Source organism: Alcaligenes aquatilis (genome assembly GCF_003076515.1).
Classification (GTDB): domain Bacteria; phylum Pseudomonadota; class Gammaproteobacteria; order Burkholderiales; family Burkholderiaceae_B; genus Alcaligenes; species Alcaligenes aquatilis.
Genome location: NZ_CP022390.1, coordinates 2,151,482 through 2,177,065 on the forward strand (window position 1 = coordinate 2,151,482; position 25,584 = coordinate 2,177,065).

The 25,584-nt window shown below is 56.2% G+C and carries 18 protein-coding genes; 5 read left to right on the top strand and 13 right to left on the bottom strand.

Going from position 1 to position 25,584, the window contains the following annotated elements:
- Nucleotides 1-129 precede the first annotated feature (129 nt).
- Nucleotides 130-2,184 (bottom strand): DNA repair helicase YoaA, encoded by a 2,055-nt coding sequence (locus tag CA948_RS09895; RefSeq protein WP_108727915.1) that lies wholly within the window; start codon nt 2,182-2,184, stop codon nt 130-132.
- A gap of 160 nt (nt 2,185-2,344) precedes the next feature.
- Between CA948_RS09895 and CA948_RS09900 the strand changes: the two genes are divergently transcribed.
- The 3 genes from CA948_RS09900 to CA948_RS09910 all read left to right on the top strand — a co-directional run bounded on the left by CA948_RS09900 (nt 2,345) and on the right by CA948_RS09910 (nt 6,096).
- Entirely contained in the window at nt 2,345-4,693 is a 2,349-nt protein-coding gene (locus CA948_RS09900) for a Tex family protein (RefSeq protein WP_108727916.1), read from the top strand.
- Nucleotides 4,694-4,696: 3 nt separating this feature from the next.
- Nucleotides 4,697-5,209 carry a hypothetical protein gene (locus CA948_RS09905; protein ID WP_094195959.1) on the top strand — a complete coding sequence of 171 codons (513 nt, stop codon included), beginning with the start codon at nt 4,697-4,699 and terminating at the stop codon, nt 5,207-5,209.
- Nucleotides 5,210-5,445: 236 nt separating this feature from the next.
- A complete protein-coding gene (locus CA948_RS09910) occupies nt 5,446-6,096 on the top strand; it encodes a CatB-related O-acetyltransferase (RefSeq protein ID WP_094195958.1) in 651 nt (216 codons plus the stop codon).
- Between the two features lie 289 nt (nt 6,097-6,385).
- On the opposite strand, the gene CA948_RS09915 is transcribed toward CA948_RS09910, so the two are convergent.
- The 5 genes from CA948_RS09915 to CA948_RS09935 form a co-directional block, all read right to left on the bottom strand.
- Nucleotides 6,386-7,708 carry a tryptophan--tRNA ligase gene (locus CA948_RS09915; protein WP_108727917.1) on the bottom strand — a complete coding sequence of 441 codons (1,323 nt, stop codon included), beginning with the start codon at nt 7,706-7,708 and terminating at the stop codon, nt 6,386-6,388.
- Between the two features lie 75 nt (nt 7,709-7,783).
- The gene (zapE, locus tag CA948_RS09920; protein WP_162496938.1) at nt 7,784-8,875 is read right to left on the bottom strand and encodes a cell division protein ZapE; all 1,092 of its coding nucleotides are present in this window, start codon (nt 8,873-8,875) and stop codon (nt 7,784-7,786) included.
- Nucleotides 8,876-9,092: 217 nt separating this feature from the next.
- The gene (gene lpdA / locus CA948_RS09925) at nt 9,093-10,520 is read right to left on the bottom strand and encodes a dihydrolipoyl dehydrogenase (protein ID WP_094195955.1); all 1,428 of its coding nucleotides are present in this window, start codon (nt 10,518-10,520) and stop codon (nt 9,093-9,095) included.
- A gap of 161 nt (nt 10,521-10,681) precedes the next feature.
- Entirely contained in the window at nt 10,682-11,899 is a 1,218-nt protein-coding gene (gene odhB, locus CA948_RS09930; protein WP_094195954.1) for a 2-oxoglutarate dehydrogenase complex dihydrolipoyllysine-residue succinyltransferase, read from the bottom strand.
- A gap of 34 nt (nt 11,900-11,933) precedes the next feature.
- On the bottom strand, nt 11,934-14,801 hold the full coding sequence (locus CA948_RS09935; RefSeq protein ID WP_108727918.1) for a 2-oxoglutarate dehydrogenase E1 component: 2,868 nt from the start codon (nt 14,799-14,801) through the stop codon (nt 11,934-11,936).
- A 520-nt stretch (nt 14,802-15,321) separates the two neighbouring features.
- Between CA948_RS09935 and CA948_RS09940 the strand changes: the two genes are divergently transcribed.
- The gene (locus CA948_RS09940; RefSeq protein WP_108727919.1) at nt 15,322-17,616 is read left to right on the top strand and encodes an NADP-dependent malic enzyme; all 2,295 of its coding nucleotides are present in this window, start codon (nt 15,322-15,324) and stop codon (nt 17,614-17,616) included.
- A gap of 95 nt (nt 17,617-17,711) precedes the next feature.
- Here the strand turns inward: CA948_RS09940 and CA948_RS09945 are convergent, their stop codons facing one another.
- Nucleotides 17,712-19,475, bottom strand: a complete 1,764-nt coding sequence (locus CA948_RS09945) for an L-lactate permease (protein WP_094195951.1) — start codon at nt 19,473-19,475, stop codon at nt 17,712-17,714.
- Between the two features lie 220 nt (nt 19,476-19,695).
- Here CA948_RS09945 and lldR point away from each other — a divergent pair, with 220 nt between their 5' ends.
- Nucleotides 19,696-20,475 carry a transcriptional regulator LldR gene (gene lldR / locus CA948_RS09950; protein ID WP_094195950.1) on the top strand — a complete coding sequence of 260 codons (780 nt, stop codon included), beginning with the start codon at nt 19,696-19,698 and terminating at the stop codon, nt 20,473-20,475.
- Nucleotides 20,476-20,653: 178 nt separating this feature from the next.
- Here the strand turns inward: lldR and gltA are convergent, their stop codons facing one another.
- The 6 genes from gltA to sdhC are packed head-to-tail and all read right to left on the bottom strand — an operon-like array spanning nt 20,654 to nt 25,564.
- Nucleotides 20,654-21,958, bottom strand: a complete 1,305-nt coding sequence (gene gltA / locus CA948_RS09955) for a citrate synthase (RefSeq protein ID WP_094195949.1) — start codon at nt 21,956-21,958, stop codon at nt 20,654-20,656.
- An 18-nt stretch (nt 21,959-21,976) separates the two neighbouring features.
- On the bottom strand, nt 21,977-22,237 hold the full coding sequence (locus tag CA948_RS09960; protein WP_003802528.1) for an FAD assembly factor SdhE: 261 nt from the start codon (nt 22,235-22,237) through the stop codon (nt 21,977-21,979).
- Nucleotides 22,238-22,255: 18 nt separating this feature from the next.
- Nucleotides 22,256-22,972 carry a succinate dehydrogenase iron-sulfur subunit gene (locus CA948_RS09965; RefSeq protein ID WP_094195948.1) on the bottom strand — a complete coding sequence of 239 codons (717 nt, stop codon included), beginning with the start codon at nt 22,970-22,972 and terminating at the stop codon, nt 22,256-22,258.
- A 13-nt stretch (nt 22,973-22,985) separates the two neighbouring features.
- Nucleotides 22,986-24,764: a succinate dehydrogenase flavoprotein subunit gene (sdhA, locus tag CA948_RS09970; RefSeq protein WP_094195947.1), complete on the bottom strand. Its 1,779-nt coding sequence runs from the start codon at nt 24,762-24,764 to the stop codon at nt 22,986-22,988.
- A gap of 3 nt (nt 24,765-24,767) precedes the next feature.
- Nucleotides 24,768-25,151, bottom strand: coding sequence for a succinate dehydrogenase, hydrophobic membrane anchor protein (sdhD, locus tag CA948_RS09975; protein ID WP_094195946.1), 384 nt, complete (start codon nt 25,149-25,151; stop codon nt 24,768-24,770).
- A complete protein-coding gene (sdhC, locus tag CA948_RS09980; RefSeq protein WP_094195945.1) occupies nt 25,151-25,564 on the bottom strand; it encodes a succinate dehydrogenase, cytochrome b556 subunit in 414 nt (137 codons plus the stop codon). Before sdhC ends, sdhD begins: the two co-directional genes overlap by 1 nt.
- Between the last annotated feature and the right edge of the window lie 20 nt (nt 25,565-25,584).

A 25,584-nucleotide genomic window follows, 5' to 3' on the forward strand; every position in this document is an offset into this window, starting at 1 on the left:
GCAAGGTTAGCCATGGCCGTGATTGTACTCAGAAAACAAAACGCATTCCCTGCCCTTGGACACAGACACCTCACCAGGATTGGCCTGGACTATGTTTGGGGGCAAGAAACCAGTCGGTCGACTGTCTCCTTACGGCTGCTCCAGGCCGTCCTCCATCGTCACTTGCCCTGCTTCATCGCTCTGCCGCTTGGCCTTTTGCTCCCGCAAAAACGCCAGCGCACGAGCAGGATCACGAGTCCGAGCGAAAGGTGGCAAACCACGCCACAGCAATTTGCCGTAGGGTTTCTCGACAATACGGGTATCGCCCACCATCAGCACGCCCCAGTCGCGCTCGGTACGGATCAGGCGCCCAGCCCCTTGTTTCAAGGCAATGGCCGCTTCGGGCAACTGGTATTCCATAAAGGGATTCCCGCCTCTGTCCTTGCATTCTTTGATACGAGCTTCCAGCACCGGATCATCCGGCGGAGCAAAGGGTAGCTTGTCGATCGCAACCAGTGTCAAGGCATCACCGGGCAGGTCAATCCCCTCCCAGAAGCTGGCACTGCCCACCAACACCGCATTGCCACGCGCACGGAACTCGTCCAGCAGAACCTGGCGCGAACGCTCCCCTTGGCGCAGCACATTGCGCTCTATGTCTTCCCGATCAAATCGGTCTCGCAGCATATCCGCAATCCGCTCGACCGAACGCAAGGTCGTACAGAGCACCAGCACACCGCCCTGACCCGCCTTGATCAGCGGAATGAGCGCATCCACGAACGCCTGGTTGAAATTCGGATGGCTGGGAAGCGGCAAGGTGCTGGGCACATAGAACAGTGCCTGATTCGGATAGTCGAACGGTGAAGCCCAGGCTTCGGTGCGGGCATCGAACAAGCCCAGTTGCCGCTTGAAATGATTGAAATCCCCATGTACCGACAAGGTCGCCGAGGTCAGCACCCAGGACTGCTCCTTGCCTCTGTAACGCGAGAAAATCTTGGCCACCGATAAAGGCGCACTGTGCAAACGCAAATAGTGCTGGCCACTTTCTACCCAACGCACGAATTCGTCGGGCTGGTCTTCATCTTTTTCACTTTCTGGCAGATAGGCGTGGCGGCCCTGGCGATCTGGCTGACTCCACTGGAACAAGCGTGCACGTATCTCCAAGGCACTTTTATGCGCTGCTGCCAGATCAGGATGGCGCTCAGCCACCATAGCCAGCATCTTGATGACCTTATCGAAGGTCTCCAGCAAATGCTCCAGCGCCTCATCAAAAAGCTCAGGCTCGGGCAAGGCCTGGAAAGTGGCGCGGCCACCTTGAGCCGCCAGCGACGCGGTACGCAAATGCAAATCCCGAGCCGCTTGCTCCAGCTTGCGGGCGACCTGGCTCCAGTCCACGGTCTCACGGGCCTGGGCCAGACCCGCCGCTTCTATCTGCCGACACAAATCCGTCAGTTGATACAAGGACACGCTGCTACCCAAAAAACGGGTGGCCACGTCGGGCAGTTGGTGCGCTTCGTCAAACACCACCAGATCCACGCTGGGCAGCAAATCCGTCACACCCTCTTCGCGCAAGGCCAAATCAGCCATGAACAAGGCGTGGTTCACCACCACCACATCGGCATCCTGAGCATGACGGCGGGCCTTCATCACAAAGCAGTCGCGCACAAAGGGACAGTCCTGCCCCAGGCAGTTATCCCGCGTTGAGGTGACCCGGTGCCAAATATCCGCATCTTCGGGGACTTCGGCCAGCTCACCCTTGTCGCCGCTACGGCTACGCTCTGTAAAGAGCTGGATAGCACGCAGATAAGCGATTTCCGCACGAGACTTCAGAGCCCGGTCATCCTGCCCCAACCGTTCCAAATGGTAATGACAGACGTAATTACTTCTGCCCTTGAGCAAGGCCACATCGACCGGCAAAGCCAGCGCTTTACGCAGGTGGGGAATATCCCGACGGAACAATTGGTCCTGCAAGGTACGCGTTCCGGTCGAGACCAGCGCTTTACCGCCTTGCATGAACACCGGAACCAGGTAGGCCCAGGTCTTGCCTGTGCCTGTGCCCGCCTCGGCGATCAGTACGCCAGAATCGGCGACCGTCTCGCTGATGGCTTGGGCCAGCTCCAACTGAGCCTGCCGCGGACGATAGTGCGGGACAGACTCTGCCAGAGGGCCTTGGGGAGAAAAGATATCGGAATAATCCTGCAACAACATGGGGCAAAACCGCTCAGGGAGAGGTGACGAATGACAGAACTGTCTACAATCACAGTGGAATACATACAAGATGATACCTGCCAATTCTGGGTCGCTGCCGGTCTTTATGGCAAAATGCGGCGCTTGCAGACCCTTTTACAACGATGGACCCATAACTGAAATGACTGTGGAAACCCTCGCCCAGCAACAGGATCACCAACAGATTCTGGCGCTACTGGCCTCTGAACTGAACATCCGCATCCAACAAGCCGCCTCGACGGTTGAGCTCTTGGACAACGGGGCCACGGTCCCTTTTATTGCCCGTTACCGCAAGGAAGCCACCGGTGGCCTGGACGATAATGTCCTGCGCGATCTGGAAGTGCGCCTGATCTATTTGCGCGATATGCAATCGCGTCGTCATGCCATTCTGGAATCGATCCGCCAGCAAGAAAAACTGACGCCCGAGCTGGAGCAAGCCATTTTGGCGGCGGACACCAAGCAGCGTCTGGAAGACTTGTACGCGCCGTACAAGCCCAAGCGTCGTACCCGTGCCCAGATTGCCCGCGAGGCCGGTCTGGAGCCGCTGGCGGACGCCATTCTGGCCCAGAAGGATGCCGACCCTCTGGCACTGGCCGAAGGCTATCTGAATGCCGAAGCCAAGATCGACACGACCAAAGCTGCTCTGGACGGTGCCCGCGACATTCTGGCCGAACGCTTTGCCGAGCAAGCCGACCTGCTGGAAGCCATGCGCGACTATCTGTGGAAGTCCGCCCACCTGTACTCCAAGGTTGCCGAAGGCAAGGAACAGGAAGGTGACAAATTCCGCGACTGGTTCGACTTTAACGAAGCGCTGCGCCAACTGCCTTCTCACCGCGTGCTGGCTTTGTTGCGCGGCCGTCAGCAAGGTGCGCTGGACCTGCGCCTGGGCCTGAACCCCGAACAGGATCAGCTCTTGCCCCACCCTTGTGTGCTGAAAGTGGCAGAGCTGACCGATATTGGCGCTGACTTTTCCGCCGACGCCAGCCCACGTGACCACTGGTTGGCCGAGGTCTGCCGCTGGACCTGGCGCGTCAAGTTGCTGACGGCGTTTGAATCCGAGCTGATTGGTCGTCTGCGCGAACAAGCTGAGCAGGAATCCACCCGCGTGTTTGCCGCCAATCTGCGCGATTTACTCTTGGCCGCCCCTGCGGGCAATAAAGCCGTTCTGGGCCTGGACCCAGGCATTCGTACCGGCGTGAAAGCCGCTGTGATCGATGCAACCGGCAAGGTGCTGGATACGGCCACCGTCTACCCCTTTGAGCCCCGTCGTGACCGCGAAGGAGCGATTCGTACCCTGGCCGGTCTGGCTACTCGCCACCAAGTTGAACTGGTCGCGATTGGTAACGGCACAGCGTCGCGCGAAACCGAGAAACTGGTGGCTGACCTGCAGTCGGCCTTCCCGCAACTGCCGCTAACCCGCGTCGTCGTGTCCGAGGCAGGGGCATCGGTGTACTCTGCTTCGGAAATGGCTGCCCAGGAATTTCCTGATATGGATGTCAGCCTGCGTGGTGCCGTCTCCATCGCCCGCCGCCTGCAAGATCCGTTGGCCGAACTGGTCAAGATCGACCCCAAATCCATTGGCGTTGGCCAATACCAGCACGACGTGAACCAGCGCGAACTGGCTCGCAGCCTGGATGCCGTGGTCGAAGATTGTGTTAACGCGGTGGGTGTGGACGTCAACACCGCTTCTGCTCCCCTGCTGGCACGCGTCTCCGGCCTGAACAACACGCTGGCCAAAAACATCGTCACCTGGCGTGACGAAAATGGTGCCTTCCAAAGCCGCAAGCAGTTGCGTGACGTGCCCCGCTTTGGTGAAAAAGCCTTTGAGCAGGCAGCGGGCTTTTTGCGTATTCCCGGCGCAGCCAACCCTCTGGACGCCTCGGCGGTTCACCCCGAAGCCTACCCGGTTGCCGCCCGTATTCTGGAGCGTCTGCAGACCGAAGCCAGCGATGTCATGGGTAAATCCGGCGCACTGAAAGGTTTGTCCCCTTCAGACTTCACGGATGAACGCTTTGGTTTGCCCACCGTGCGTGATATTTTTAACGAAATTGAAAAGCCCGGTCGCGACCCCCGTCCTGAATTTACGACGGCCAAGTTCCAGGAAGGCATCAACTCCCTGAATGACCTGACGCCCGGTCTGATTCTGGAAGGCGTGGTCACCAATGTGGCCAACTTTGGTGCCTTTGTGGATGTAGGGGTACACCAGGACGGTCTGGTGCATATCTCGGCTCTGTCTGATACCTTTGTGAAAGATCCGCGTGATGTGGTTCGCGTGGGTCAGACGGTTAAGGTTAAAGTCCAGGAAGTGGATGTCGCCCGCAAGCGTATCGGTTTGACCATGCGCCTGAACGACGACAGCGCCCCAGTGCGTGGTTCCAACAGCACGAGCAACGCTCCCCAACGCCGCTCTGGAAACAATCGCCCCAACCGGCAAGCTGAACCAGCACCAACCGGTGCCATGGCAGCGGCCTTTAGCAAACTTCGGAGATAAGCCATGACTGAGACCGAGCGCCTTTCCCAACTGACGCGTCTGCTCAATCTGCTGACCGGATTTGATCAGAAGGAAGAGGATATTGCAGCCATCAGCCGGTCCGTGCTGACTGCCAGCGCCAGCCCGGCAGCGATGGGTGAGGCGTATGGAAAGCACGCGCAGAACCTGATGGAACACGATCCGGATGGTGCTCTGATCCTGGCCATCAGCTACGAACTGGATGATTATCTGGCCCTGGCCGATACCGTCGATGAACTGTGGGAAGAAATTCTGGCCGCGTTTGAAAATCAGGACCTGCCCGCCTTTCCCTACGACGACATGCCTTTTCAGGACGTAGATGGCTTTTTCCAATGGGCGAACGAGCAGTTGCAGGAGTTTCACCCCTCCTACTGTCTGCTGGAGTTTGCCCAAAGCTATGACGAGGAGTTTCAACTGATCGTGGTCAAACGCGAGAGCCTGGAAGAAATTCTGAGTCTGTGTGAAAAGCTGGATATTCCGGCCCAGCCAGCCGAATAAGGCGGCTATTCCTGCCGGCCTAAGCCCATCATCAAGCCCTGCATGAATGTTTACGCAGGGCTTGATGCTTTATGGCTGGTTTGAATACAAAGCGCCTCAACGCGCACTGGACGAGTCGCGCCATCAAGGTCAACCAAACGAGCCTCCTAGCCTCGCTTGGCTTCAATACGAACAGCCCACTTTGCCCTTACTGGCGCAAAGCCAGAACCAGCACGGCAAGGTCCAGAAGGAGAAGCATGGTGCAAAAGCACTGGTCGCAGGTCGAACTCCTGCACGAAACCGTATCCAATCCCAATATTCATATACGTGGCACACACAGCTACTACAGCCATGCCTGGACCGGCAGTTTTGAAGAAAGCGTGGTGCGTTACTTGTACGGGGACGAATACAGCCGCAAGACCTGGGACTCTCAATGGCCGGTGGACCAGCTACATATTGGCGACTACGTATGTATCGGTGCCGAGGCCGTGATTCTGATGGGCGGCAACCATACCCATCGCATGGACTGGTTCAGCCTGTATCCCTTCGTGGACAAGATTACGGACGCCTATGTGGGCAAAGGTGACACCCACATCCAGGACGGTGCCTGGATCGGTATGCGGGCCATGATCATGCCCGGTGTCGAGGTTGGTGAAGGCGCTGTGGTGGCCTCGGGGGCGATTGTGACCAAGAGCGTGGCACCGTATACCATCGTGGCCGGGAATCCGGCTGTGCCCGTGCGAAAACGCTTTGATGAGGCAAGCATTGAGCGGCTGCTGGCCTTAAGAATATATGACTGGCCAGAGGAAAAATTCACGGCCTTGCGCGACGTGATCTGTGCAGAAGATATTGCAGCATTGGAGCTGGCCAGCCAGAACTGGGATCAGCGGTCTACGACTCAGACCTGAACCCTTGCCTTAGGGAGCTGCAAATGCAGAGTAGCCTTTGTAGCTGAAGCCAATACCCAGGATATCTCTGCCACAGGTTTTATCTTCAACCACCTTTCAAGGTATTGATAAAAAAGTAAAAAACAAAACAGCCCCAAACGTGAGATGAACATCTCGTTTTTGGGGCTGTTTATTTTCAAACGTGCTTCAAGGTAGGGTGCGGTGGCACAAAGAGACTTACTGCATCCAACCTAGGATCAATCCTGGGCAAGTTCTTTGCAAAGAATCAATCCTGCCACCGGCACACGACTTAGTCTCGCATCGAATCCAAAGCGGCTTCGAGTGCATCACGCAGATCTGCCGATACGCGAGCGACTTCCTCTCCGGCACAATGGATTTGCAGTTCCGAGCCATCTTGTTTGACGACCTCGGCGAACGCCTCAGTCTGCAAACCTTTGATCGCCACGCCCGCCTGTTTGGGATCAGCGTAGGAACGCGACAGGAACAACTCATGTCCGGCCGCATCCTGCAGGCGGAAACGGAACGTGCCATCTTCGTCGCGAAAATTCACAAACCGGGCTTTACGGGCCTTGGTTTCAGTCTTGGTAGCCGCCACGCTGATCGGGTCACGCAGGCCCACAGCGGCCTTCAATTCGTGAATAAAAGGCGTTGCATAGGCACGAGCCTTGCGGGCACCCACTTGCAGCAGTTCTTCAATGTCCTGAGGGCGAGCCATCAGAGATTCATAACGCTCGCGCATGGGGGCGATCATGGTTTCCAGAACCTGATGCAAAGCTTCTTTGGCCTCGCCCCAGGCCATCCCTTCGATCAGTTGCTGGCGGAAGATCTGAGTCTGCTCTGGCGTCGCAAAGGCCTTGTACAAGGCGGTCAGGTGGGAGTCATCCGGGTTCTTGGGTTCACCCGGGCCTTTGGAGTCCGTCACAATGCGGGCGATGGCGGACTTCAGCGCTTTGGCACCACCTTCAAACAGGGGAATCGTGTTGTCATAGCTCTTGGACATCTTGCGACCGTCCAGGCCCGGCAACAGAGCCACATCTTCCTCGACCTGCACCTCAGGCAGTACAAACAGCTCTTTGCCGCGACCATACAAATGGTTGAAGCTCTTGGCGATATCACGCGCCATTTCCAGATGCTGAACCTGATCACGGCCCACAGGCACTTTATGCGCGTTGAACATCAAGATGTCAGCCGCCATCAACACGGGATAGCTGAACAAGCCCATGGTCACGCCGTCGTCCGGCTCCATGCCAGCCGCCTCGTTTTTATCCACGGAGGCTTTATACGCGTGCGCACGGTTCATCAAACCCTTGCCCGTCACGCAGCCCAGCATCCAGGACAGTTCGGGAATTTCAGGAATATCAGATTGGCGATAAAACGTTACTTTTTCCACATCCAGGCCGCAGGCTATCCAGGTGGCGGCAATCGCACGGCGCGAAATGGCTACGCGCTCCGGGTCGTCACATTTGATCAGGGCGTGGTAGTCCGCCATGAAGAAAAATGCGTCGACATCGGCTTGCTGGCTAGCACGGATAGCAGGACGAATCGCCCCGGCATAGTTACCCAAGTGTGGAATACCGGTCGTTGTAACGCCGGTCAGTACTCGTGTCGTCATGATAAAAAATACGCTTATAAAACTACGTGTCAGGGTCAGGTATCAGGTGCATTGGCCACCGGCCGCGCCCAAGACCTACAAAATAACTGCCTGGCGCCGTTCTGACTCCAGGTACTCGCGCGATTGCATTTCCATCAACCGCGAGACAGTACGGTGGAACTCATTGGCCATGGGGCCATCTACATACAACTCTTCCTCGGGCACCGCCGCGGACATAATAAATTTGACTTTGTGATCGTAAAAAACGTCCACCAGCCAGGTGAAGCGCCGTGCAGCGGAAGCATCACGGGCTGTCATACGGGGAACGTCGGACAGGATCACGGTCTGGAAACGGTTGGCCAGTTCCAGATAATCGTTCTGCGAACGTGCGCTAACGCACAGGGTCTCGAAATCAAACCACACAGCCGAGCCTGACAAGGCCACCGCTTTCACATCACGGTTCTCGATGCTAAGTACAGGCTCTTGGGGGGCGGTGTCCGATAAGGCCGTAAACATGGATTGCAGCTCGGCGGTGGTCTCTGGCCCCAATGGCGTCAGATAGGTTTTCACCTGCTCCAGCGCACGGCGGCGGTAATCCACACCGGTGTCCACGTTCATGATGTCCATATTCTTCTGGATCAGCGCAATGGCGGGCAAAATGCGGTCGCGATGCAAACCTTCCGGATACAGCGTGGAGGGCTCGTAGTTGGACGTCATCACAAAGGACGTACCGCGCTCGAACAGGCCCAGCAACAGCTTGTACAGAATCATGGCATCGGCCACATCCGAGACATGGAACTCGTCAAAACAGATCAGACGATAACGCTTGGCGATACGCTTGGCGACCTCATCCAATGGGTCGCTCATGCCTTTGACCTGATTCAGTTCCTTGTGTACGCCGCGCATGAACTCGTGGAAGTGAATCCGGGTTTTGCGCTTGAGTGGCACCGTCAGGTAGAAGGCGTCCATCAGGAAGCTCTTGCCGCGCCCTACGCCACCCCACAGGTACACACCACGCGGCACTTCCGGGCGGGAAAACATACGACGCAAGGCACCGGAGCGCATTTTGCGAAACTCCACCCACTCGTCGTAATAGCGTTGCAACCGGTCTATAGCTTGCTCCTGTGCCTGGTCGGCACGATAGCCTTTTTCCGCTAAAGCCTGATGGTAATACTCGCGAACATTCATATCACTGAAAATAAAAGAACCTGTCCAGGACAGGTGGTGGTCTGCCAGCATGCACTGCGGTCCACAGCAGTACTGCTTTTGATGCAGGGCCTGAGCATACTGCGCGGTCAATTATCTCACGCATCACAGCCTGTACAGACTGCTTTGATCAGCCTTTCGTGACGAAAAAAAGGGCGAGCCTGTGCCCGCCCTTTTCCAACAACACCCTGAAAGTCTATCAGAAGTTCAGAGCGCGTTTGTCCACTGCCAAGGCCGCTTCTTTCAGGGCTTCGGACAGGGTTGGGTGAGCATGGCAAATACGGGCGATATCTTCAGACGCGCCACGGAATTCCATGATTGCTACGGCTTCAGCCACCAGCTCAGAAGCCACAGGGCCCACAAAATGTACGCCCAGGACTTCGTCAGTCTTGGCATCAGCCAGAACCTTCACAAAGCCGGTGGTGTCACCCAGTGCGCGGGCACGGCCGTTGGCCAGGAAGGGGAAGCTGCCCGCACGGTATGCACGGCCTTCGGTTTTCAACTGCTGCTCGGTTTTGCCAACCCAAGCAATTTCGGGGGAGGTGTAGATAACCCAAGGCACGGTATCGAAGTTGACGTGAGGTTGCTGACCAGCCAGACGCTCGGCCACCGCCACACCTTCTTCTTCGGCTTTGTGGGCCAGCATAGGGCCACGGACCACGTCACCCACCGCCCAGATACCTGGCAGGCTGGTGGCGCAATCGTCGTCCACAACCACAAAACCACGCTCATCCAGTTTCAGACCAATAGTATCTGCACCCAGACCGGCGGTATTAGGCACACGGCCAATGGAGACGATCAGCTTGTCGGCTTCCAGCTTGTGCTCGGCACCAGCGGCGTCCACGTAATTGATGGTGACCTGTTTGGCCGTCTTTTTGATTTCGCCAACTTTCACGCCCACATTGATCTTCAGACCTTGCTTGGTGAACGCTTTCAGGGCTTCCTTGGCAACATCGCGATCCACAGCGGACAGGAACTCGGGAGCCCCTTCCAGAATAGTGACTTCGGCACCCAGGCGACGCCACACGCTACCCAGTTCCAGACCAATCACACCGGCGCCGATAACGGCCAGCTTCTTGGGAACCTTGGGCAGACGCAGAGCGCCGTCGTTGGACAGAATCTGCTCTTCGTCGAACTCGGCGCCCGGCAAGGCACGAGCCGAACTACCCGTAGCGATGATGACGTTCTTGGCAACCAGCTCTTCGGCGTTGGCACCGGCCACGTTCACCGACCAGCCGCCATCAACCTTGCCGCCAAAGGAGGCGGTACCGTGGAAGAAGTTAACTTTGTTCTTTTTGAACAGGTACAAGATACCGTCGTTGTTTTGCTTGACGACGACGTCTTTGCGACCGACCAGCTTGTCCAGGTTCAGTGACACACCTTTGACATCCACGCCGTGCTCGGCCAGATGCAGATTGGCATGCTCGAAATGCTCGGACGACTGCAACAAGGCTTTGGAAGGAATGCAACCTACGTTGGTGCATGTACCGCCAGGAGCGGGTTTGCCTTCAGCGGTGGACCAGGCGTCCACGCAAGCGACGCTCATACCCAGTTGAGCAGCACGGATAGCGGCGATGTAGCCACCAGGGCCGGCACCAATTACGACAACATCAAATTGCTTAGCCATAAAAATTCCATAAATGTGAAAAAGGCAGACTGGACCGTCCAGAAGTCAGGCGGGAAAGAATCAGGCGGTGTAAATCCGCCCCCAGGGCCTTAAACAAAGCCGGCCAAGGCTTAGAAACAAGCACTTGGCCGTAAACATACTAGACTGAAACGACCACGTGCTTAGACGTTCAGCAACAAACGCTGAGGATCTTCCAGCGCTTCTTTCATGGCTACCAGACCCAGAACGGCTTCGCGGCCGTCGATGATGCGGTGATCGTAGGACATAGCCAGGTAGTTCATGGGGCGAACCACGATCTGACCGTTCTCAACCACAGCACGGTCCTTGGTGGCGTGAATGCCCAGGATGGCGGACTGAGGTGGGTTGATGATCGGGGTGGACAGCATGGAGCCGAACACACCACCGTTGGAGATCGAGAAGGTACCGCCTGTCATTTCTTCCAGGGTCAGTTTACCGTCGCGAGCACGGGCACCGAAGTCAGCGATTTGCTTTTCGATGTCAGCAATCGACATTTGATCAGCGTTACGCAGGATAGGTACCACCAGACCGCGTGGGCTACCAACAGCAACACCGATGTCGAAGTAACCGTGGTAGATCACGTCTTTGCCATCGACCGAAGCGTTCAGCACGGGGTATTTCTTCAAAGCGGCCACAGCGGCTTTCACGAAGAAGGACATGAAGCCCAGCTTGACGCCGTGCTCTTTCTCGAACTGATCCTTGTACTTCTTGCGCAAATCCAGCACCGCTTGCATGTTCACTTCGTTGAACGTGGTCAGCATGGCGTTTTCGGATTGCGATTGCAGCAAACGCTCGGCGATACGAGCACGCAGACGGCTCATGGGCACGCGCTGCTCTGGGCGGCCGTCCAGGGACAACGTAGCAGGAGCAACAGGAGCGGCAGCAGGCTTGCTGGCAGCAGCGGCGTTGGCTTCCAGGGCGTCACCCTTGGTGATGCGACCGCCACGACCGGAACCTTCCACGGAGCTGGCTTCCACACCTTTCTCAGCCAGGATCTTGGCAGCGGCAGGCGAAGCGACCGAGGAAGCGGCGGAGCTGGCGGCAGGAGCAGCAGCGGCTGGGGCAGCCGCAGGCGCAGCTTCTTCAGCGGCAGCGGCAGGAGCAGCAGCGCTGGCCTTGCCTTCGGAGTCGATACGAGCCAGTACGTCGCCGGAGGTAACGGTGCTGCCGTTGGCCTTGACGATTTCGCTCAGCACGCCCGAGGCAGGAGCGGGAACTTCCAGGACAACCTTGTCGGTTTCGACTTCGATCAGGATTTCATCAGCCTGAACCATTTCGCCAGGTTGTTTTTTCCACTCCAACAAGGTTGCTTCGGAGATGGATTCAGAAAGTTGGGGAACCAGAACGTCAGTAATTGCCATGATTATATTTTCCGTATTTAAAATTTGGGGTGCGTTATTTGGTCAGCATGAAGCCTTTGCGAGCGCCGAAAGCCTGCTCCAGCAGTGCTTTGTGCTGTTCCTGGTGTTTGGCCAGGTAACCAACAGCGGGCGAAGCGGACGCGGCGCGGCCGGCGTAACCCAACTTCTGACCTTCGGTCATGTTCTCGTAGATGTGATGCTGAACGTAGAACCATGCACCTTGGTTTTGAGGTTCGTCCTGAACCCAGATAACTTCCTTGGCGTTGCTGTACTTGGCCAGCTCAGCCTGGAAGGCTTTGTGGGCAAATGGATACAACTGCTCCACACGGATAATGGCAATATCGTTGCGCTCCAGCTCTTTGCGGTGGTTCACCAGATCGTAGTAAACCTTGCCCGAGCAAGCCAGAACACGTTTGACAGCGGCTGCATCAATCGCCTGATCCGTTTCACCGATCACAGGCATGAAGTGGCCTTCAGCCAGATCGCTCAAGGGCGAAGTAGCATCTTTATTACGCAGCAAGGACTTGGGCGTCATGATGACCAAGGGCTTGCGGAAAGGACGGATCATCTGACGACGCAGAACGTGGAAGATCTGGGCGCCGTTGGTGGGCTGAACAACCTGGATATTGTTGTCTGCGCACAGTTGCAAGAAACGCTCGATACGGGCCGAGGAGTGCTCAGGACCCTGACCTTCGTAGCCGTGTGGCAACATCAGAGTCAGACCGCAATGACGGCCCCACTTGGCTTCACCCGACGTAATGAACTGGTCAATAACAACCTGGGCACCGTTGGCAAAGTCGCCGAACTGGGCTTCCCAGATAGTCAAAATATTAGGTTCTGCCGAAGCATAACCGTATTCAAAGGCCAGCACGGCTTCTTCGGACAAGACCGAGTCGATCACCGTGAAGGTGGCTTGACCTTCGGAGACGTTTTGCAAAGGAATATAGGTACCGTCGTTCCAGCGCTCACGTTTTTGATCGTGCAGCACAGCGTGACGGTGCGTGAACGTACCACGGCCCGAGTCCTGGCCGGTAATACGGATGGCGTAGCCATTGTTCACCAAGGTTGCAAAGGCCAAGTGTTCGCCCATGCCCCAGTCCACTTGAGCTTCACCGCGTGCCATGGCACGACGATCGTTCAGCATACGGTTAACCAGTGGGTGAACAGTAAAGCCCTCTGGCACGGTAGTCAGTTTTTCACCGATGCGTGTCAGCTCGGACATCGGCAAGGCGGTGTCAGCCTGGTCAGTCCATTTGGCGCCCAGGAAAGCGGACCAGTCGGTGGCGTACTTGTTCTTGTAGTCTGTCAGAACAGGTTCAACCGTGCGCTTGCCGTCTTCCATCAATTGACGGTAGCTCTTGACCAGATCTTCAGGCTCGTTCTCGGACAGAATGCCTTGAGCAACCAGCTTGTCGGCGTACAGCTTGCGCGTACCGTTGTGCTGACCAATTTTCTTGTACATCAGCGGCTGGGTCATCGAGGGAGTGTCTTGCTCGTTGTGGCCCAGTTTACGGAAGCAGACGATATCAACCACGACGTCGTGCTTGAACTCGCGGCGGAAATCCAGAGCCAGCTGAGTCACGAACACCACGGCTTCCGGATCGTCGCCGTTAACGTGGAAGACAGGGGCTTCAATCATCTTGACCACATCCGTGCAATACAGTGTGGAACGTGTATCGCGTGGGTCAGAGGTGGTGAAACCGATCTGGTTGTTAATCACGATGTGCAGCGTGCCACCGGTACCGTAGCCACGGGTCTGGGCCAGGTTCAGTGTTTCCATGACCACACCCTGACCGGCAAAAGCCGCGTCGCCGTGAACCAGCACAGGCAGAACCTGGCTGCCGTCCTCGTCGCTACGACGATCCTGACGGGCACGAACCGAACCTTCGACCACTGGGTTAACAATTTCCAGGTGGGAGGGGTTAAAGGCCAAGGACAAGTGAACCGGACCGCCACGGGTGGACAAGTCACTGGAGAAACCGTTGTGGTATTTCACGTCGCCGTCGGTCAGACCTTCAGCGTGACGGCCTTCAAATTCGGCAAACAGGTCGCCGGGCATTTTGCCCATGATGTTGACCAACATGTTCAGACGACCACGGTGAGCCATACCCACGATGATTTCCTGAACGCCGTTCTCGCCTGCGTGGTTAACGACCTCATCCATACAAGCGATGAAGCTTTCACCCCCTTCCAGGGAGAAGCGCTTTTGACCTACGTATTTGGTGTGCAGGAAGCGCTCCAGGCCTTCGGCCTCGGTCAGCTGCTTCAAGATATTGCGTTTTTGCTCAACGTTGAAAGAGCCTGTGCCATGCACTGACTCCAGGCGCTGCTGGATCCAACGCTTGACCACCGGGTCGGTGATATACATGAACTCTGCGCCCACCGAACGGGAATACGTGTCACGCAAGGCCTTGAGCATGTCGCGCAGCGTCATGGTGTCGGCTTTGGTGAAGTAGGTGTTGGTGGCGGAGTAGACCTGGTCCAGATCTGCTTCGGTCAAGCCGTAGAAAGCAGGATCCAGTTCAGGGATGCTGGGGCGTTCGGAGCGCTTCAGAGGATCCAGATCAGCAATGCGTGCACCCAGGGAGCGGTAAGCAGCAATCATGGACTGAATCGACACTTGCTTCATGGCAACTGTCAGGTCCGGTGCTTGCGCGCTGGTCAGGAAGGCATTGGCTTTGGCTCGTTGGGCGAAGGACTCGACAATAGGCGCGTGAGCTTGATCGCGGGTGCTGTCGCGGCCGTCAGTAGCTGGCTGATGCTGTAGTTGATCGAAGTACTCGCGCCATTGGTCGGCGACAGAGCCTGGGTTGTCGAGGTAGGACTCGTAGAGTTCTTCGACGTAAGGAGCATTGCTCCCGAACAGATAAGAGTTACTGAGCAGTTCTTTTTGCGATGACATTATTACGCTTCACCTATCCGAGTGTTTCACTCGTGTTGAGATGCAGGAAAACCTTCCGCGACACGGACCTCGCCGGTTAGCGGATAGCAGGAGCAGAAGGCAACGTAGGACGCCTTATACAAGCCGTATCGATCTAGTATAACGCCGCACACAAAAGGCGCAATTAATGACATCTAAAATGCTTAGGGACTACATCAGACCGTTGGCATTAACAAACACATCGATCTATCACAGGGGCGAATTCTTACAAAAGAAGCGCATCAAATCATGATTGACTCCTCTGGCCCGCCCCACATGAAGGAAAAATTCCGATATGCTAAACGGGTGCAGCAAGTACGCGCTTCGCGGGCCCCTTTTCCACCAAACTGAGCCCTGCCTGCCCTTGGTCACCTTGAGGCAGGCAGCCAGCGTTGCCATCACATATGCTGTCTATAACAAATCAGCACCTACCTGGTGACTGTATTTCTTATAAATTAGATTCACTTTTACACTAGAAAATCCTATCAGGAGCTTTACCAACATGGATGCCAACGCCGATCTGGCCAAACTTGCGCTGGACTATCACGCGTATCCCACGCCCGGGAAAATCTCGGTGGTCCCCACCAAGACCCTAGCCAATCAAGATGACCTCTCGCTAGCCTACTCCCCCGGCGTCGCATCTGCTTGCATGGCCATCCACGCCGAAGGCGAAGAAGCCGCCGCCAAGTACACCTCGCGCGCCAACCTGGTTGCCGTGGTCACCAACGGTACCGCCGTGCTGGGTCTGGGCAATATCGGCCCGCTGGCCGCCAAGCCCGTCATGGAAGGCAAAGGCTGCCTGTTCAAGAAATTCGCTGGCATCGATGTGTTCGATATCGAACTGAATGAAACCGATCCGGACAAGCTGGTCGACATCATTGCTGCGCTGGAGCCCACCCTCGGTGGTGTGAACCTGGAAGATATCAAGGCCCCCGAGTGCTTCTATATTGAGAAGAAGCTGCGCGAGCGCATGAGCATTCCCGTGTTCCACGACGACCAGCACGGTACAGCCATCATCTCGTCCTCCGCTGTCCTGAACGGCCTGAAGGTCGTCAACAAGAGCATCGCCGACATCAAGCTGGTTTGCTCGGGTGCGGGCGCTGCTGCCATTGCCTGCCTGGACCTGCTGGTGGCCCTGGGCGTGAAACAAAGCAACATTTTCGTGGCTGACTCGCGCGGCATCATCTGGAAAGGTCGCGACGAAAACATGGAGCCCAACAAGGCTCGTTACGCTCAAGAAACCGATGCCCGCACACTGGCCGATGCCATGGTGGATGCTGACGTGTTCCTGGGTTGCTCGGCTCCTGGCGTTCTGAGCGCCGATATGGTCAAGACCATGGCCGACAAGCCGCTGATTCTGGCCCTGGCCAACCCCGAGCCTGAAATTCGCCCTGAAGTGGCCAAGGCTGCCCGCCCTGACTGCATCATCGCGACCGGCCGTTCGGACTACCCGAACCAGGTCAACAACGTGCTGTGCTTTCCCTTCATCTTCCGTGGTGCCCTGGACGTTGGTGCCAGCGTGATCAACGAGGAAATGAAGCTGGCTTGCGTGAAAGCCATTGCCGAGCTGGCCCAGGTCGAGCAAAGCGACGATATGGCAACCGCTTACGGCGGCGAAGATCTGCGTTTTGGTCCTGAGTACATCATCCCCAAACCGTTTGATTCCCGTCTGATCGTTCAGATCGCTCCGGCCGTGGCCCAAGCGGCGATGGACTCCGGCGTTGCCGCCCGTCCTATCGAAGACATGGATGCCTACCGTCAGAAACTGATCGCCATGACCTACCACACCGGCCCGCTGATGCGTCCGTTGTACATGCAGGCCAAGGCCGCGCCCAAGCGCATCATTTACGCTGACGGCGAAGACGAGCGCGTATTGCGTGCCGTGCAAACCGTGGTGGACGAAAAGCTGGCTCAGCCAATTTTGGTTGGCCGCCCCAGCGTGATCGACATGCGCGTCAAGAAAGCAGGCCTGCGCCTGGAAGCGGGCAAGAACGTGCAAATCGTGGACCCGGAAGACGACGATCGCTTCACCGAAACCTGGACCGCCTACTACAAGCTCAAAGCACGTGAAGGCGTCACTCCAGACATCGCCAAGGCCATGATTCGCAAGCACAACTCGCTGATCGGCGTGATGCTGCTGCAACGCGGTGACGCCGACGGCATGATCTGCGGCGTGGCCAGCAACTACGACAGCCAACTGAACTATGTCGAACAAGTCATTGGTCTGAAAAAAGAAGCCCAAACCTTCGCAGCCATGAACGTGCTGATGCTGCCTACACAAACCCTGTTTGTGTGCGACACCCACGTGAACGAGAACCCTACAGCCGAGCAAATCGCCGACATGACGATCCAGGCTGCTGAGGAAGTTCGCCGTTTTGGCGTGGTGCCTCGCGTTGCGCTCTTGTCGCACTCGAACTTTGGCAGCCGCCAGACCGAGTCCTCGCGCAAGATGGCCAAGGCTCGTCAGATCCTGGCTGAACGCGCTCCCGACCTGGAAGTGGACGGCGAAATGCACGCTGACTCCGCCTTGTCCGAGAAGATCCGCCTGAAAGCCTTCCCCGACAGCACGCTGCGCGGTTCGGCCAACCTGCTGATCACGCCTAACCTGGACGCCGGCAACATCACCTACAACATGCTGAAGATGACCGGTAGCAACGGTGTGGCCATGGGCCCCATCCTGCTGGGTGCAGCTCGCCCCATCCACATCCTGACCACCAGCGCCACGGTGCGTCGCATCATCAACATGACAGCCCTGGCTGTTGTGGATGCCCAGCAAGAAGCCCAGCAAAACAGCTAATCCTGTCTAGCTATAAAAAAACCGGATGTCGCTTTATGCGACATCCGGTTTTTTATTCCTCATTCAAGCCCTGTTATGTACGACAGGCGCTCGCGTTACGCCATCGCCGGAGCCATTTGACGGCCCCGAGACAAGCTCAAACCACCGATGGTCACGGCCAGGAAAACAGCGGCAGCCAGCCACCAGCCTACAGCACCTGTAATCAAAGCCTGCCCAATCAAGCCGGCCTGAATAACGTAATAAACCATGGGAATCAGGGTCTTGCGCACAATTTCCCCTTCTCGTCCCAACATGCCAACCACGGCGCCCGCCGCCACGACGTTATGCACACAAATCATATTGCCAGCCGCACCGCCGACTGCTTGCAGGGCCACGACGATGGCGGACTGATCCACACTCAAACCAATTTGCTGGGCTGTCGAGAACTGGAAGTACGAGAACATCATATTGCTGACCGTATTGGAGCCAGCGATAAAGGCCCCCAAGCCACCTACCCAGGGTGAAATCGTTGGCCACGCTTGACCGGCAGCAGCAGCCGCACCTTGGGCCAGGACCAAGGGCATGCTGGCAATCGAGCCATCGGCAGCGGCCGAATTGATGAACACTTGCACCATAGGCACAGCCAGCAACAAGGCAGGCGCAGCACTGCCCATGGTGCGCAGCGATTGCGTGACCCCTTGCATATACTGCTGTCCATTCATGCGAAAGATGGCGATACATGCCAGGGACACCAGAATCAAGATCGCACCTGGTGAAAACAACAGTTGTACCGACGTTGTAATATTCGTACCAAACAACGCTTCAATCTTGATCGTCGCAGACGGACCAGTCAGCCAGGCTTTCACAGCAGGGACAGTCCGGGTAAAAATCAGCAGCAACACAACCAGCACATAGGGCGAGAAGGCTCGCAGCACAGAAAACGTCTGCTTGCTTTCAACATTGTCCATGGCAACCGTGCCCAGCCAATGGGAAGGCCACTGACTGCGATCGGGGAAATCAAAGGTCTTGGATGGCGCAAACCAGCCCTTGCGTGCTGCCGTCACGACAATCACCAGCCCTACCATCGCACCCAGCATGGACGGAAACTCTGGCCCCAAAACCACTGCAATCAAGTAATACGGAACAGTGAAAGCCACGCCGGCAAACAAGGCAAATTTCCAGGCGCCCAAGCCTTCCGCGAAGGACCGGCGCTCACCAAAGAAACGCGTCAACAAGCCGCACAGCAACAAAGGAATCACAAAGCCGGTCAAGGCATGAATCAGTGCCACGTTCTCGACAATCTGCTGCAAATACTCCATCGGCTGCATAGGAGCGATGGCCGCGGCTACATCAAGCTTGTTATCGACCCCCGAGCGCACACCGACCAGCATGGGTGTGCCAACCGCGCCAAACGAAACCGGTGTGGACTGAATGACCAGAACCGACATCACGGCCGCCATCGCGGGAAATCCCAAAGCCAGCAGCAAAGGGGCACCGACAGCAGACGGTGTTCCAAAACCCGATGAACCCTCAATCAGGGATCCAAATAACCACGCCACAATAATGACCTGCACACGACGGTCAGGTGAAATATCCATAAAGCCCTGGCGAATGGCTGCTAGCGCGCCGCCCACCTTGAGGGTGTTCAGCAGCAGGATGGCTCCAAAGACAATGAACAGCAAGGTCAGAGCGATCATCACCCCGTTGAGCGTGGCTGCAGCAACAACCTCGGCCTGGCTGCCCCACGCGAACAAAGCCAGCAAGGCTGTCACAATATAGGCCGTACCCATAGACAGTTTCGCCGAGCGCCCCAGCACCACCATCAACAAAAACACAACCAACAATGGCGCCAGGGCCATCAGGGTGTATAAAAGATTCATCTCCAGTTCTCCTTCGTATCGATCGCACGTTGTGTGGAAAGCGCCCTAAGACCATGGTGTCAGCCTCGGCTTAGTGCAGCCCCCCTCTTGTTGTCGCTTGGAGAATGATAGAGGTATTACCACTTTTTATTTACCGGCATAAACCCTGATATTTTTAGCCTTTTTCACCCCTATACTGGCACTAAAAACAATAATTGGTCTTACCACTTAGAATTGATTTATGACTACACACGCTAAAACACGTCTCTCAGACCAGATTACGGAAAAAATTATCCAGCTCATCCAGCAAGAGCAACTGCAGCCTGGTGACCGGATTCCCTCCGAGCGCCAGTTAGCCGACCAACTGAATGTGTCCCGCGTACCCATACGGGAAGCGCTACGCACACTCAGTTCACAGGGTGTCTTGTTTACGCGTCGAGGAGGCGGCACCTTCGTGCAGAAAAGCGAATTGATCAATTGGCCCGCCCAAGCCATCGCTCCTTTGGAGCAGCTCCTTAGCCAGGACCCCTTGTATCGCTACGATGTGCTGGAGGCACGGCGAGCCTTGGAGGCCAGTACGGTTTGGCACGCTGCCATGCGGGCCACACAAGAGGATAAAAAACGGATCAAGCAGTGCTTTGACATCATGGTTGAGCACCAACAAAATCAGGATACCGAGCTATCAGCCCGCGCTGATGCACATTTTCACTTGGCTATTGCCCAAGCCTCTCACAACGTGGTGCTCTTGCAGATCATGAATGGCCTGTTCCAACTGGTCTTTTCCACCGTCAAGGAAAACCGCCGTGCCATGTTCGAGTTCGACAATGCACGCGAAGTAGAGATACTGACCCAACAGCATGAAGCCGTAATGAACGCTATTTTGGAAGGCAATGCTGATCTGGCCCGAGACCAGATCAACAGGCATCTGGATCATGTGCAGGCCAAAGTCCGGCAGTCGGAAGAAAATAGTGCCCGCGAGCAGCGGCTCTCCCGTTTCAACCACCAGCTCCTGCAGCCCTGAACCCTGGTCTGTACTGGATTCGTTGTATCAAGAGCATGTCTGAACAGTGCCCCGATAAAGAAAAAAAAGGCGAAAAAAAAGTGCACCACATATTGGTGCACTTGCGTAAAACCAGGGGCTCAGTTAGCACAATGACTACTGATACCTGGATTGATCCAGGCCTCTGAGCCCACCGTGATTAACGCTGATCAGGTACGTCGCGCTGGGTTGGGCCCACGTACAGCTGACGTGGACGACCGATCTTGTAATCTGGATCGGACAACATTTCGTTCCACTGAGCGATCCAGCCTACGGTACGAGCCAGGGCGAAGATAGCGGTGAACAAGGATGTTGGAATACCAATAGCACGCTGAACAATACCCGAGTAGAAGTCTACGTTGGGGTACAGCTTGCGTTCGACGAAGTACGGATCTTCCAGAGCAATACGCTCCAGTTCCATGGCCAGTTTGAACAGAGGATCGTTCTCCAGGCCCAGGGCCTCCAGAACTTCCTTGCAAGTCTCTTGCATCAGCTTGGCGCGTGGGTCGTAGTTCTTGTAGACACGGTGACCAAAGCCCATCAAGCGAACGCCCGAGTTCTTGTCCTTGACCTTCTCCATGAACTCGCCAACCTTGTCGATGCCGCCGTTGGCTTGCAACTCTTCGAGCATGTTCAGGCAAGCTTCGTTTGCACCACCGTGGGCAGGACCCCACAAGCAGGCAACACCCGCAGCAATCGCAGCGAAAGGATTGGTGCCAGACGAACCGCACAGACGCACGGTGGAAGTCGAGGCGTTTTGCTCGTGATCTGCATGCAGGATGAAGATGCGATCCAGAGCACGCTCAACCACTTCGTTGACCTTGTAGTCTTCGCAAGGGGTAGCGAACATCATGCGCAAGAAGTTGCCGGTGTAGGACAAATCATTCTTGGGATAGATGAAAGGCTGTCCCAAAGAATACTTGTACGCCATCGCAACCAAAGTAGGCAGCTTGGCGATCAAGCGGATAGCCGACACATGACGGTGATGAGGATTGGTGATGTCTGTGGAGTCATGGTAGAACGCCGACAGGGCACCGACCAGGCCAGTCAGTATTGCCATGGGGTGAGCGTCCGGACGGAAGCCACGCAGGAAATGCTGCATCTGTTCCTGAACCATGGTGTGGTTCGTGACCAGGGAATCAAACTCCTGCTTCTGATCTGCGTTTGGCAAGTCGCCGTTCAGGATCAGGTAGCACACATCCATGAAATCGCACTTTTGTGCCAACTGGTCGATCGGGTAACCACGGTACATCAACTGGCCTTTGTCGCCGTCAATGTAGGTGATACCGGATTCGCAAGCCGCCGTTGCCATAAAGCCGGGGTCATAGGTAAACATACCTGTCTGACCGTAGAGCTTACGGATATCGATCACGTCCGGACCTACGGTGCCCTTGTGTACAGGGAACTCAACCGAAGGGCTACCGTCGGAGAAGGATAGCGTGGCTTTTTTATCTGACAATTCCATCACTTTTTTCCTCAATGGTTATAGCTTTCGCATAATGTCTACTAGTCGCTGAATGTCCGGTGTGGCGTACTGCCCTTCTGGCTCGGAGCGAGCCAGAAGGACATCCAGCAAAACTGTATCGTCCATTTCGAACAAGCGGGTCAGGGCCGAGACGTCCTGATCAGTCAGCTCGTTTTCGTATTGATCCAGAAAACGGGTGATCATCAAGTCGTTTTCAAGCAAGCCCCGGCGCGCACGCCAACGCAGGCGCGCACGCTCCAATTCCGTCAATGTTCTCATCGGTACATACCCACCTTTTTAGATACCGCGACGCACCAGCATTTCTTTGATCTTGCCGATGGCATGCGATGGGTTCAGTCCTTTTGGACAGACGTCCGTGCAATTCATGATCGTGTGGCAGCGGAACAAGCGGTATGGATCTTCCAGATTATCCAGACGCTCACCCGTTGCTTCGTCACGCGAGTCAGCAATGAAACGATAGGCTTGCAACAAACCAGCAGGACCGACGAACTTGTCAGGATTCCACCAGAACGATGGGCAAGAGGTCGAGCAGCAGGCGCACAGAATGCACTCGTACAGACCATCAAGCTCCTCGCGGGCTTCAGGCGTTTGCAAACGCTCTTTCTCTGGAGGAGGCGCATCGTTGATCAGGAACGGCTTGACCGAATGGTACTGATCGAAAAAGTGGGTCATGTCCACGATCAGGTCACGGATAACCGGCAGACCTGGCAGTGGGCGCAAGACCACAGGTTCTTTCAAGTCGCGCATGTTGGTGGTGCAGGCCAGACCGTTCTTGCCATTGATGTTCATGGCATCGGAACCGCACACACCTTCACGGCAGGAGCGACGCAGCGCCAGGCTGTCGTCCATGTCGTTTTTAATGCGCAGGATCGCATCGAGCAGCATCTTGTCGGTAGGTTCCAGCTCGACTTCGATTTTCTGCATGTAGGGACGCTCGTCCTTATCAGGATCGTAGCGATAGATTTCAAATTTGACCTTACGTTTTTGGCTCATGTCAGTATCCTGCTTAGAAAGTCCGGGCCTTGGGCGGAATCGTTTCGGCTGTCAGAGGCTTCATCTGGACAGGCTTGTACTCCAGACGGCTGCCTTCCGAGAACCACAAGGTGTGACGCAGCCAGTTTTCGTCGTCACGTTCTGGGTGGTCGTTCAGGGCATGAGCACCGCGACTTTCCGTACGATTGGCGGCCGACTTCGTCGTAGCACGAGCCACTTCGATCATGTTGGCCACTTCCAGCGCTTCAATACGGGCGGTATTGAACACCTTGGACTTGTCTTTGAAGTAGATATCCTTGACTTCGGGAACCAGGGAATCGATCTGGTCGACCCCCTTGTGCAGCAGATCCAGAGTACGGAACACGCCGCAGTGGGCCTGCATGGCCACACGGATCTTGTTGCCCACGTCCTGCGCCTTTTCACCCGACGTACGGGACTCCAGACGGTTGACGCGCTCCAGCGAGAACTCGATAGAGGACTCGTTGATTTCCTGGTGGGAGTGATCTTTCTCGGGGTGCGAATCCACAATATGGTTGCCCGCAGCACGACCGAACACGATCAGGTCCAGCAGGGAGTTCGTACCCAGACGGTTGGCACCGTGCACGGAAGTCGCGGCACATTCACCGATAGCGTACAGACCGTTGACGATCTTGCTCTCGCCTGTAGGTGTCTGGGTTACAACCTGACCGTAATAGTTCGTGGGGATACCGCCCATCTGGTAGTGGATGGTTGGAACCACGGGGATCGGGTCTTTGATGGGGTCCACATTACCGAACTTGATCGCGATTTCACGAATCGAGGGCAGACGTTTCTTGATGACGTCGGCACCCAAGTGATCCAGTTTCAGAACCACGTAGCTGCCATCGCCACAACCGCGGCCTTCCTTGATTTCCTGGTCCATGGAACGGGACACGAAGTCACGTGGGGCCAAGTCTTTCAGGGTGGGAGCGTAACGCTCCATGAAGCGCTCGCCGTCTTTGTTCAGCAAGATACCGCCTTCACCACGCACACCTTCGGTAATCAGCACACCTGCACCGGCAACGCCAGTGGGGTGGAATTGCCAGAATTCCATGTCTTGCAAAGGCAGGCCGGCACGAGCAGCCATACCCAGGCCGTCACCGGTGTTGATGAAAGCGTTGGTGGAAGCCGCCCAGATACGGCCAGCGCCACCGGTCGCCAGCACCACGCGCTTGCCTTCCAGAATGTAGATTTCGCCGGTTTCCATTTCCAGAGCGGTCACGCCCAGAACGTCGCCAGCTTCGTTACGCAGCAGATCCAGCGCCATCCATTCCACGAAGAACTGGGTACGGGCAGCCACGTTACGCTGATACAGGGTGTGCAACATGGCGTGACCGGTACGGTCAGCAGCGGCACAGGCACGTTGAACCGGTTTTTCACCGAAGTTGGCAGTGTGACCACCAAATGGACGCTGGTAAATCGTACCGTCCTGGTTACGGTCAAACGGCATACCGAAGTGCTCGAGCTCGTACACAGCGTGAGGAGCTTCACGGCACATGAATTCGATGGCGTCTTGGTCGCCCAGCCAGTCCGAACCCTTAACGGTGTCGTACATGTGCCAGTACCAGTGGTCCTCGCTCATGTTACCCAAAGAGGCACTGACACCACCTTGAGCCGCCACGGTGTGAGAGCGGGTTGGGAACACCTTGCTGAGCACGGCAACGGACAAGCCGGCCTGAGCCAATTGCAGGGAACAACGCATACCGGCGCCACCGGCACCGACCACCACTACGTCAAACTGACGGCGGGGCAAAGATTTTGTGATGGAAGCCACGGTTTAGAGACTCCAGATAATTTTTGCAAAAAAGACGACACTGGCGACCAGCCACAGCAAGGTCAACACTTGCAGAAACAAGCGCAGGCCAGCGGGCTTGACGTAATCCATCCAGATGTCACGCACACCGATCCAGGCGTGCCAGGACAAGGACAGAAAGAACAAGGTTGCCAGCAACTGACCCAGAGGCAGGGAGCCGACCGTGAACGAGAACAGGCCGCGCCAGGTCTCGAAATTCAGTTCACTGCTAAACAGAATGCCGCCGATGATGACCACGGTGTAGATGGCCATGATGACTGCGGTGACACGCTGCGCCAGAAAGTCCAAGGTACCGTAGTGGGCACCCACTACCAGGCGGTTTACGCCAATGCGCTCACGATTAGCCATTACCACACCCCAAACAGTTTCAAACCAAACACAACGGTCAGCGCCAAGCTAACCCCGAACACCAGACCGGCCGATTTCTTGGCGGACTCTTTGTCGTTACCCAGGTGCAGGTCCAAGGTCAGATAGCGGATACCGGCACAGAAGTGGTGCAGGTAACCCCAGATGAGGACCAGAAGAATCAGCTTACAGACAGGGTTGTCGACGTAGCTGCGCAAGGTCTCGAAAGACTCTGGAGAGCTGACGCTCAAAGAGAACAGTGGCAATAAAACGAGCGGCAGGCAAAGAAACAGCAATGCACCACTGACACGATGCAAAATCGACGATTTTGCAGCCAGGGGCATGCGGTAGCTCAATATCTGCGGCAAGCTGACATTGCGATACTGCGGACGCTGCTTGGGTGCGGTATCAGACATGATGGCCTCGAAGTAGATAA

Excerpts from the sequence above, each read along its gene's own strand:
- CA948_RS09895 (WP_108727915.1), bottom strand. The coding sequence starts at position 2,184 with ATGTTGTTGCAGGATTATTCCGATATCTTTTCTCCCCAAGGCCCTCTG.
- CA948_RS09900 (WP_108727916.1), top strand. The coding sequence starts at position 2,345 with ATGACTGTGGAAACCCTCGCCCAGCAACAGGATCACCAACAGATTCTG.
- CA948_RS09905 (WP_094195959.1), top strand. The coding sequence starts at position 4,697 with ATGACTGAGACCGAGCGCCTTTCCCAACTGACGCGTCTGCTCAATCTG.
- CA948_RS09910 (WP_094195958.1), top strand. The coding sequence starts at position 5,446 with ATGGTGCAAAAGCACTGGTCGCAGGTCGAACTCCTGCACGAAACCGTA.
- CA948_RS09915 (WP_108727917.1), bottom strand. The coding sequence starts at position 7,708 with ATGACGACACGAGTACTGACCGGCGTTACAACGACCGGTATTCCACAC.
- zapE (WP_162496938.1), bottom strand. The coding sequence starts at position 8,875 with ATGAATGTTCGCGAGTATTACCATCAGGCTTTAGCGGAAAAAGGCTAT.
- lpdA (WP_094195955.1), bottom strand. The coding sequence starts at position 10,520 with ATGGCTAAGCAATTTGATGTTGTCGTAATTGGTGCCGGCCCTGGTGGC.
- odhB (WP_094195954.1), bottom strand. The coding sequence starts at position 11,899 with ATGGCAATTACTGACGTTCTGGTTCCCCAACTTTCTGAATCCATCTCC.
- CA948_RS09935 (WP_108727918.1), bottom strand. The coding sequence starts at position 14,801 with ATGTCATCGCAAAAAGAACTGCTCAGTAACTCTTATCTGTTCGGGAGC.
- CA948_RS09940 (WP_108727919.1), top strand. The coding sequence starts at position 15,322 with ATGGATGCCAACGCCGATCTGGCCAAACTTGCGCTGGACTATCACGCG.
- CA948_RS09945 (WP_094195951.1), bottom strand. The coding sequence starts at position 19,475 with ATGAATCTTTTATACACCCTGATGGCCCTGGCGCCATTGTTGGTTGTG.
- lldR (WP_094195950.1), top strand. The coding sequence starts at position 19,696 with ATGACTACACACGCTAAAACACGTCTCTCAGACCAGATTACGGAAAAA.
- gltA (WP_094195949.1), bottom strand. The coding sequence starts at position 21,958 with ATGGAATTGTCAGATAAAAAAGCCACGCTATCCTTCTCCGACGGTAGC.
- CA948_RS09960 (WP_003802528.1), bottom strand. The coding sequence starts at position 22,237 with ATGAGAACATTGACGGAATTGGAGCGTGCGCGCCTGCGTTGGCGTGCG.
- CA948_RS09965 (WP_094195948.1), bottom strand. The coding sequence starts at position 22,972 with ATGAGCCAAAAACGTAAGGTCAAATTTGAAATCTATCGCTACGATCCT.
- sdhD (WP_094195946.1), bottom strand. The coding sequence starts at position 25,151 with ATGGCTAATCGTGAGCGCATTGGCGTAAACCGCCTGGTAGTGGGTGCC.
- sdhC (WP_094195945.1), bottom strand. The coding sequence starts at position 25,564 with ATGTCTGATACCGCACCCAAGCAGCGTCCGCAGTATCGCAATGTCAGC.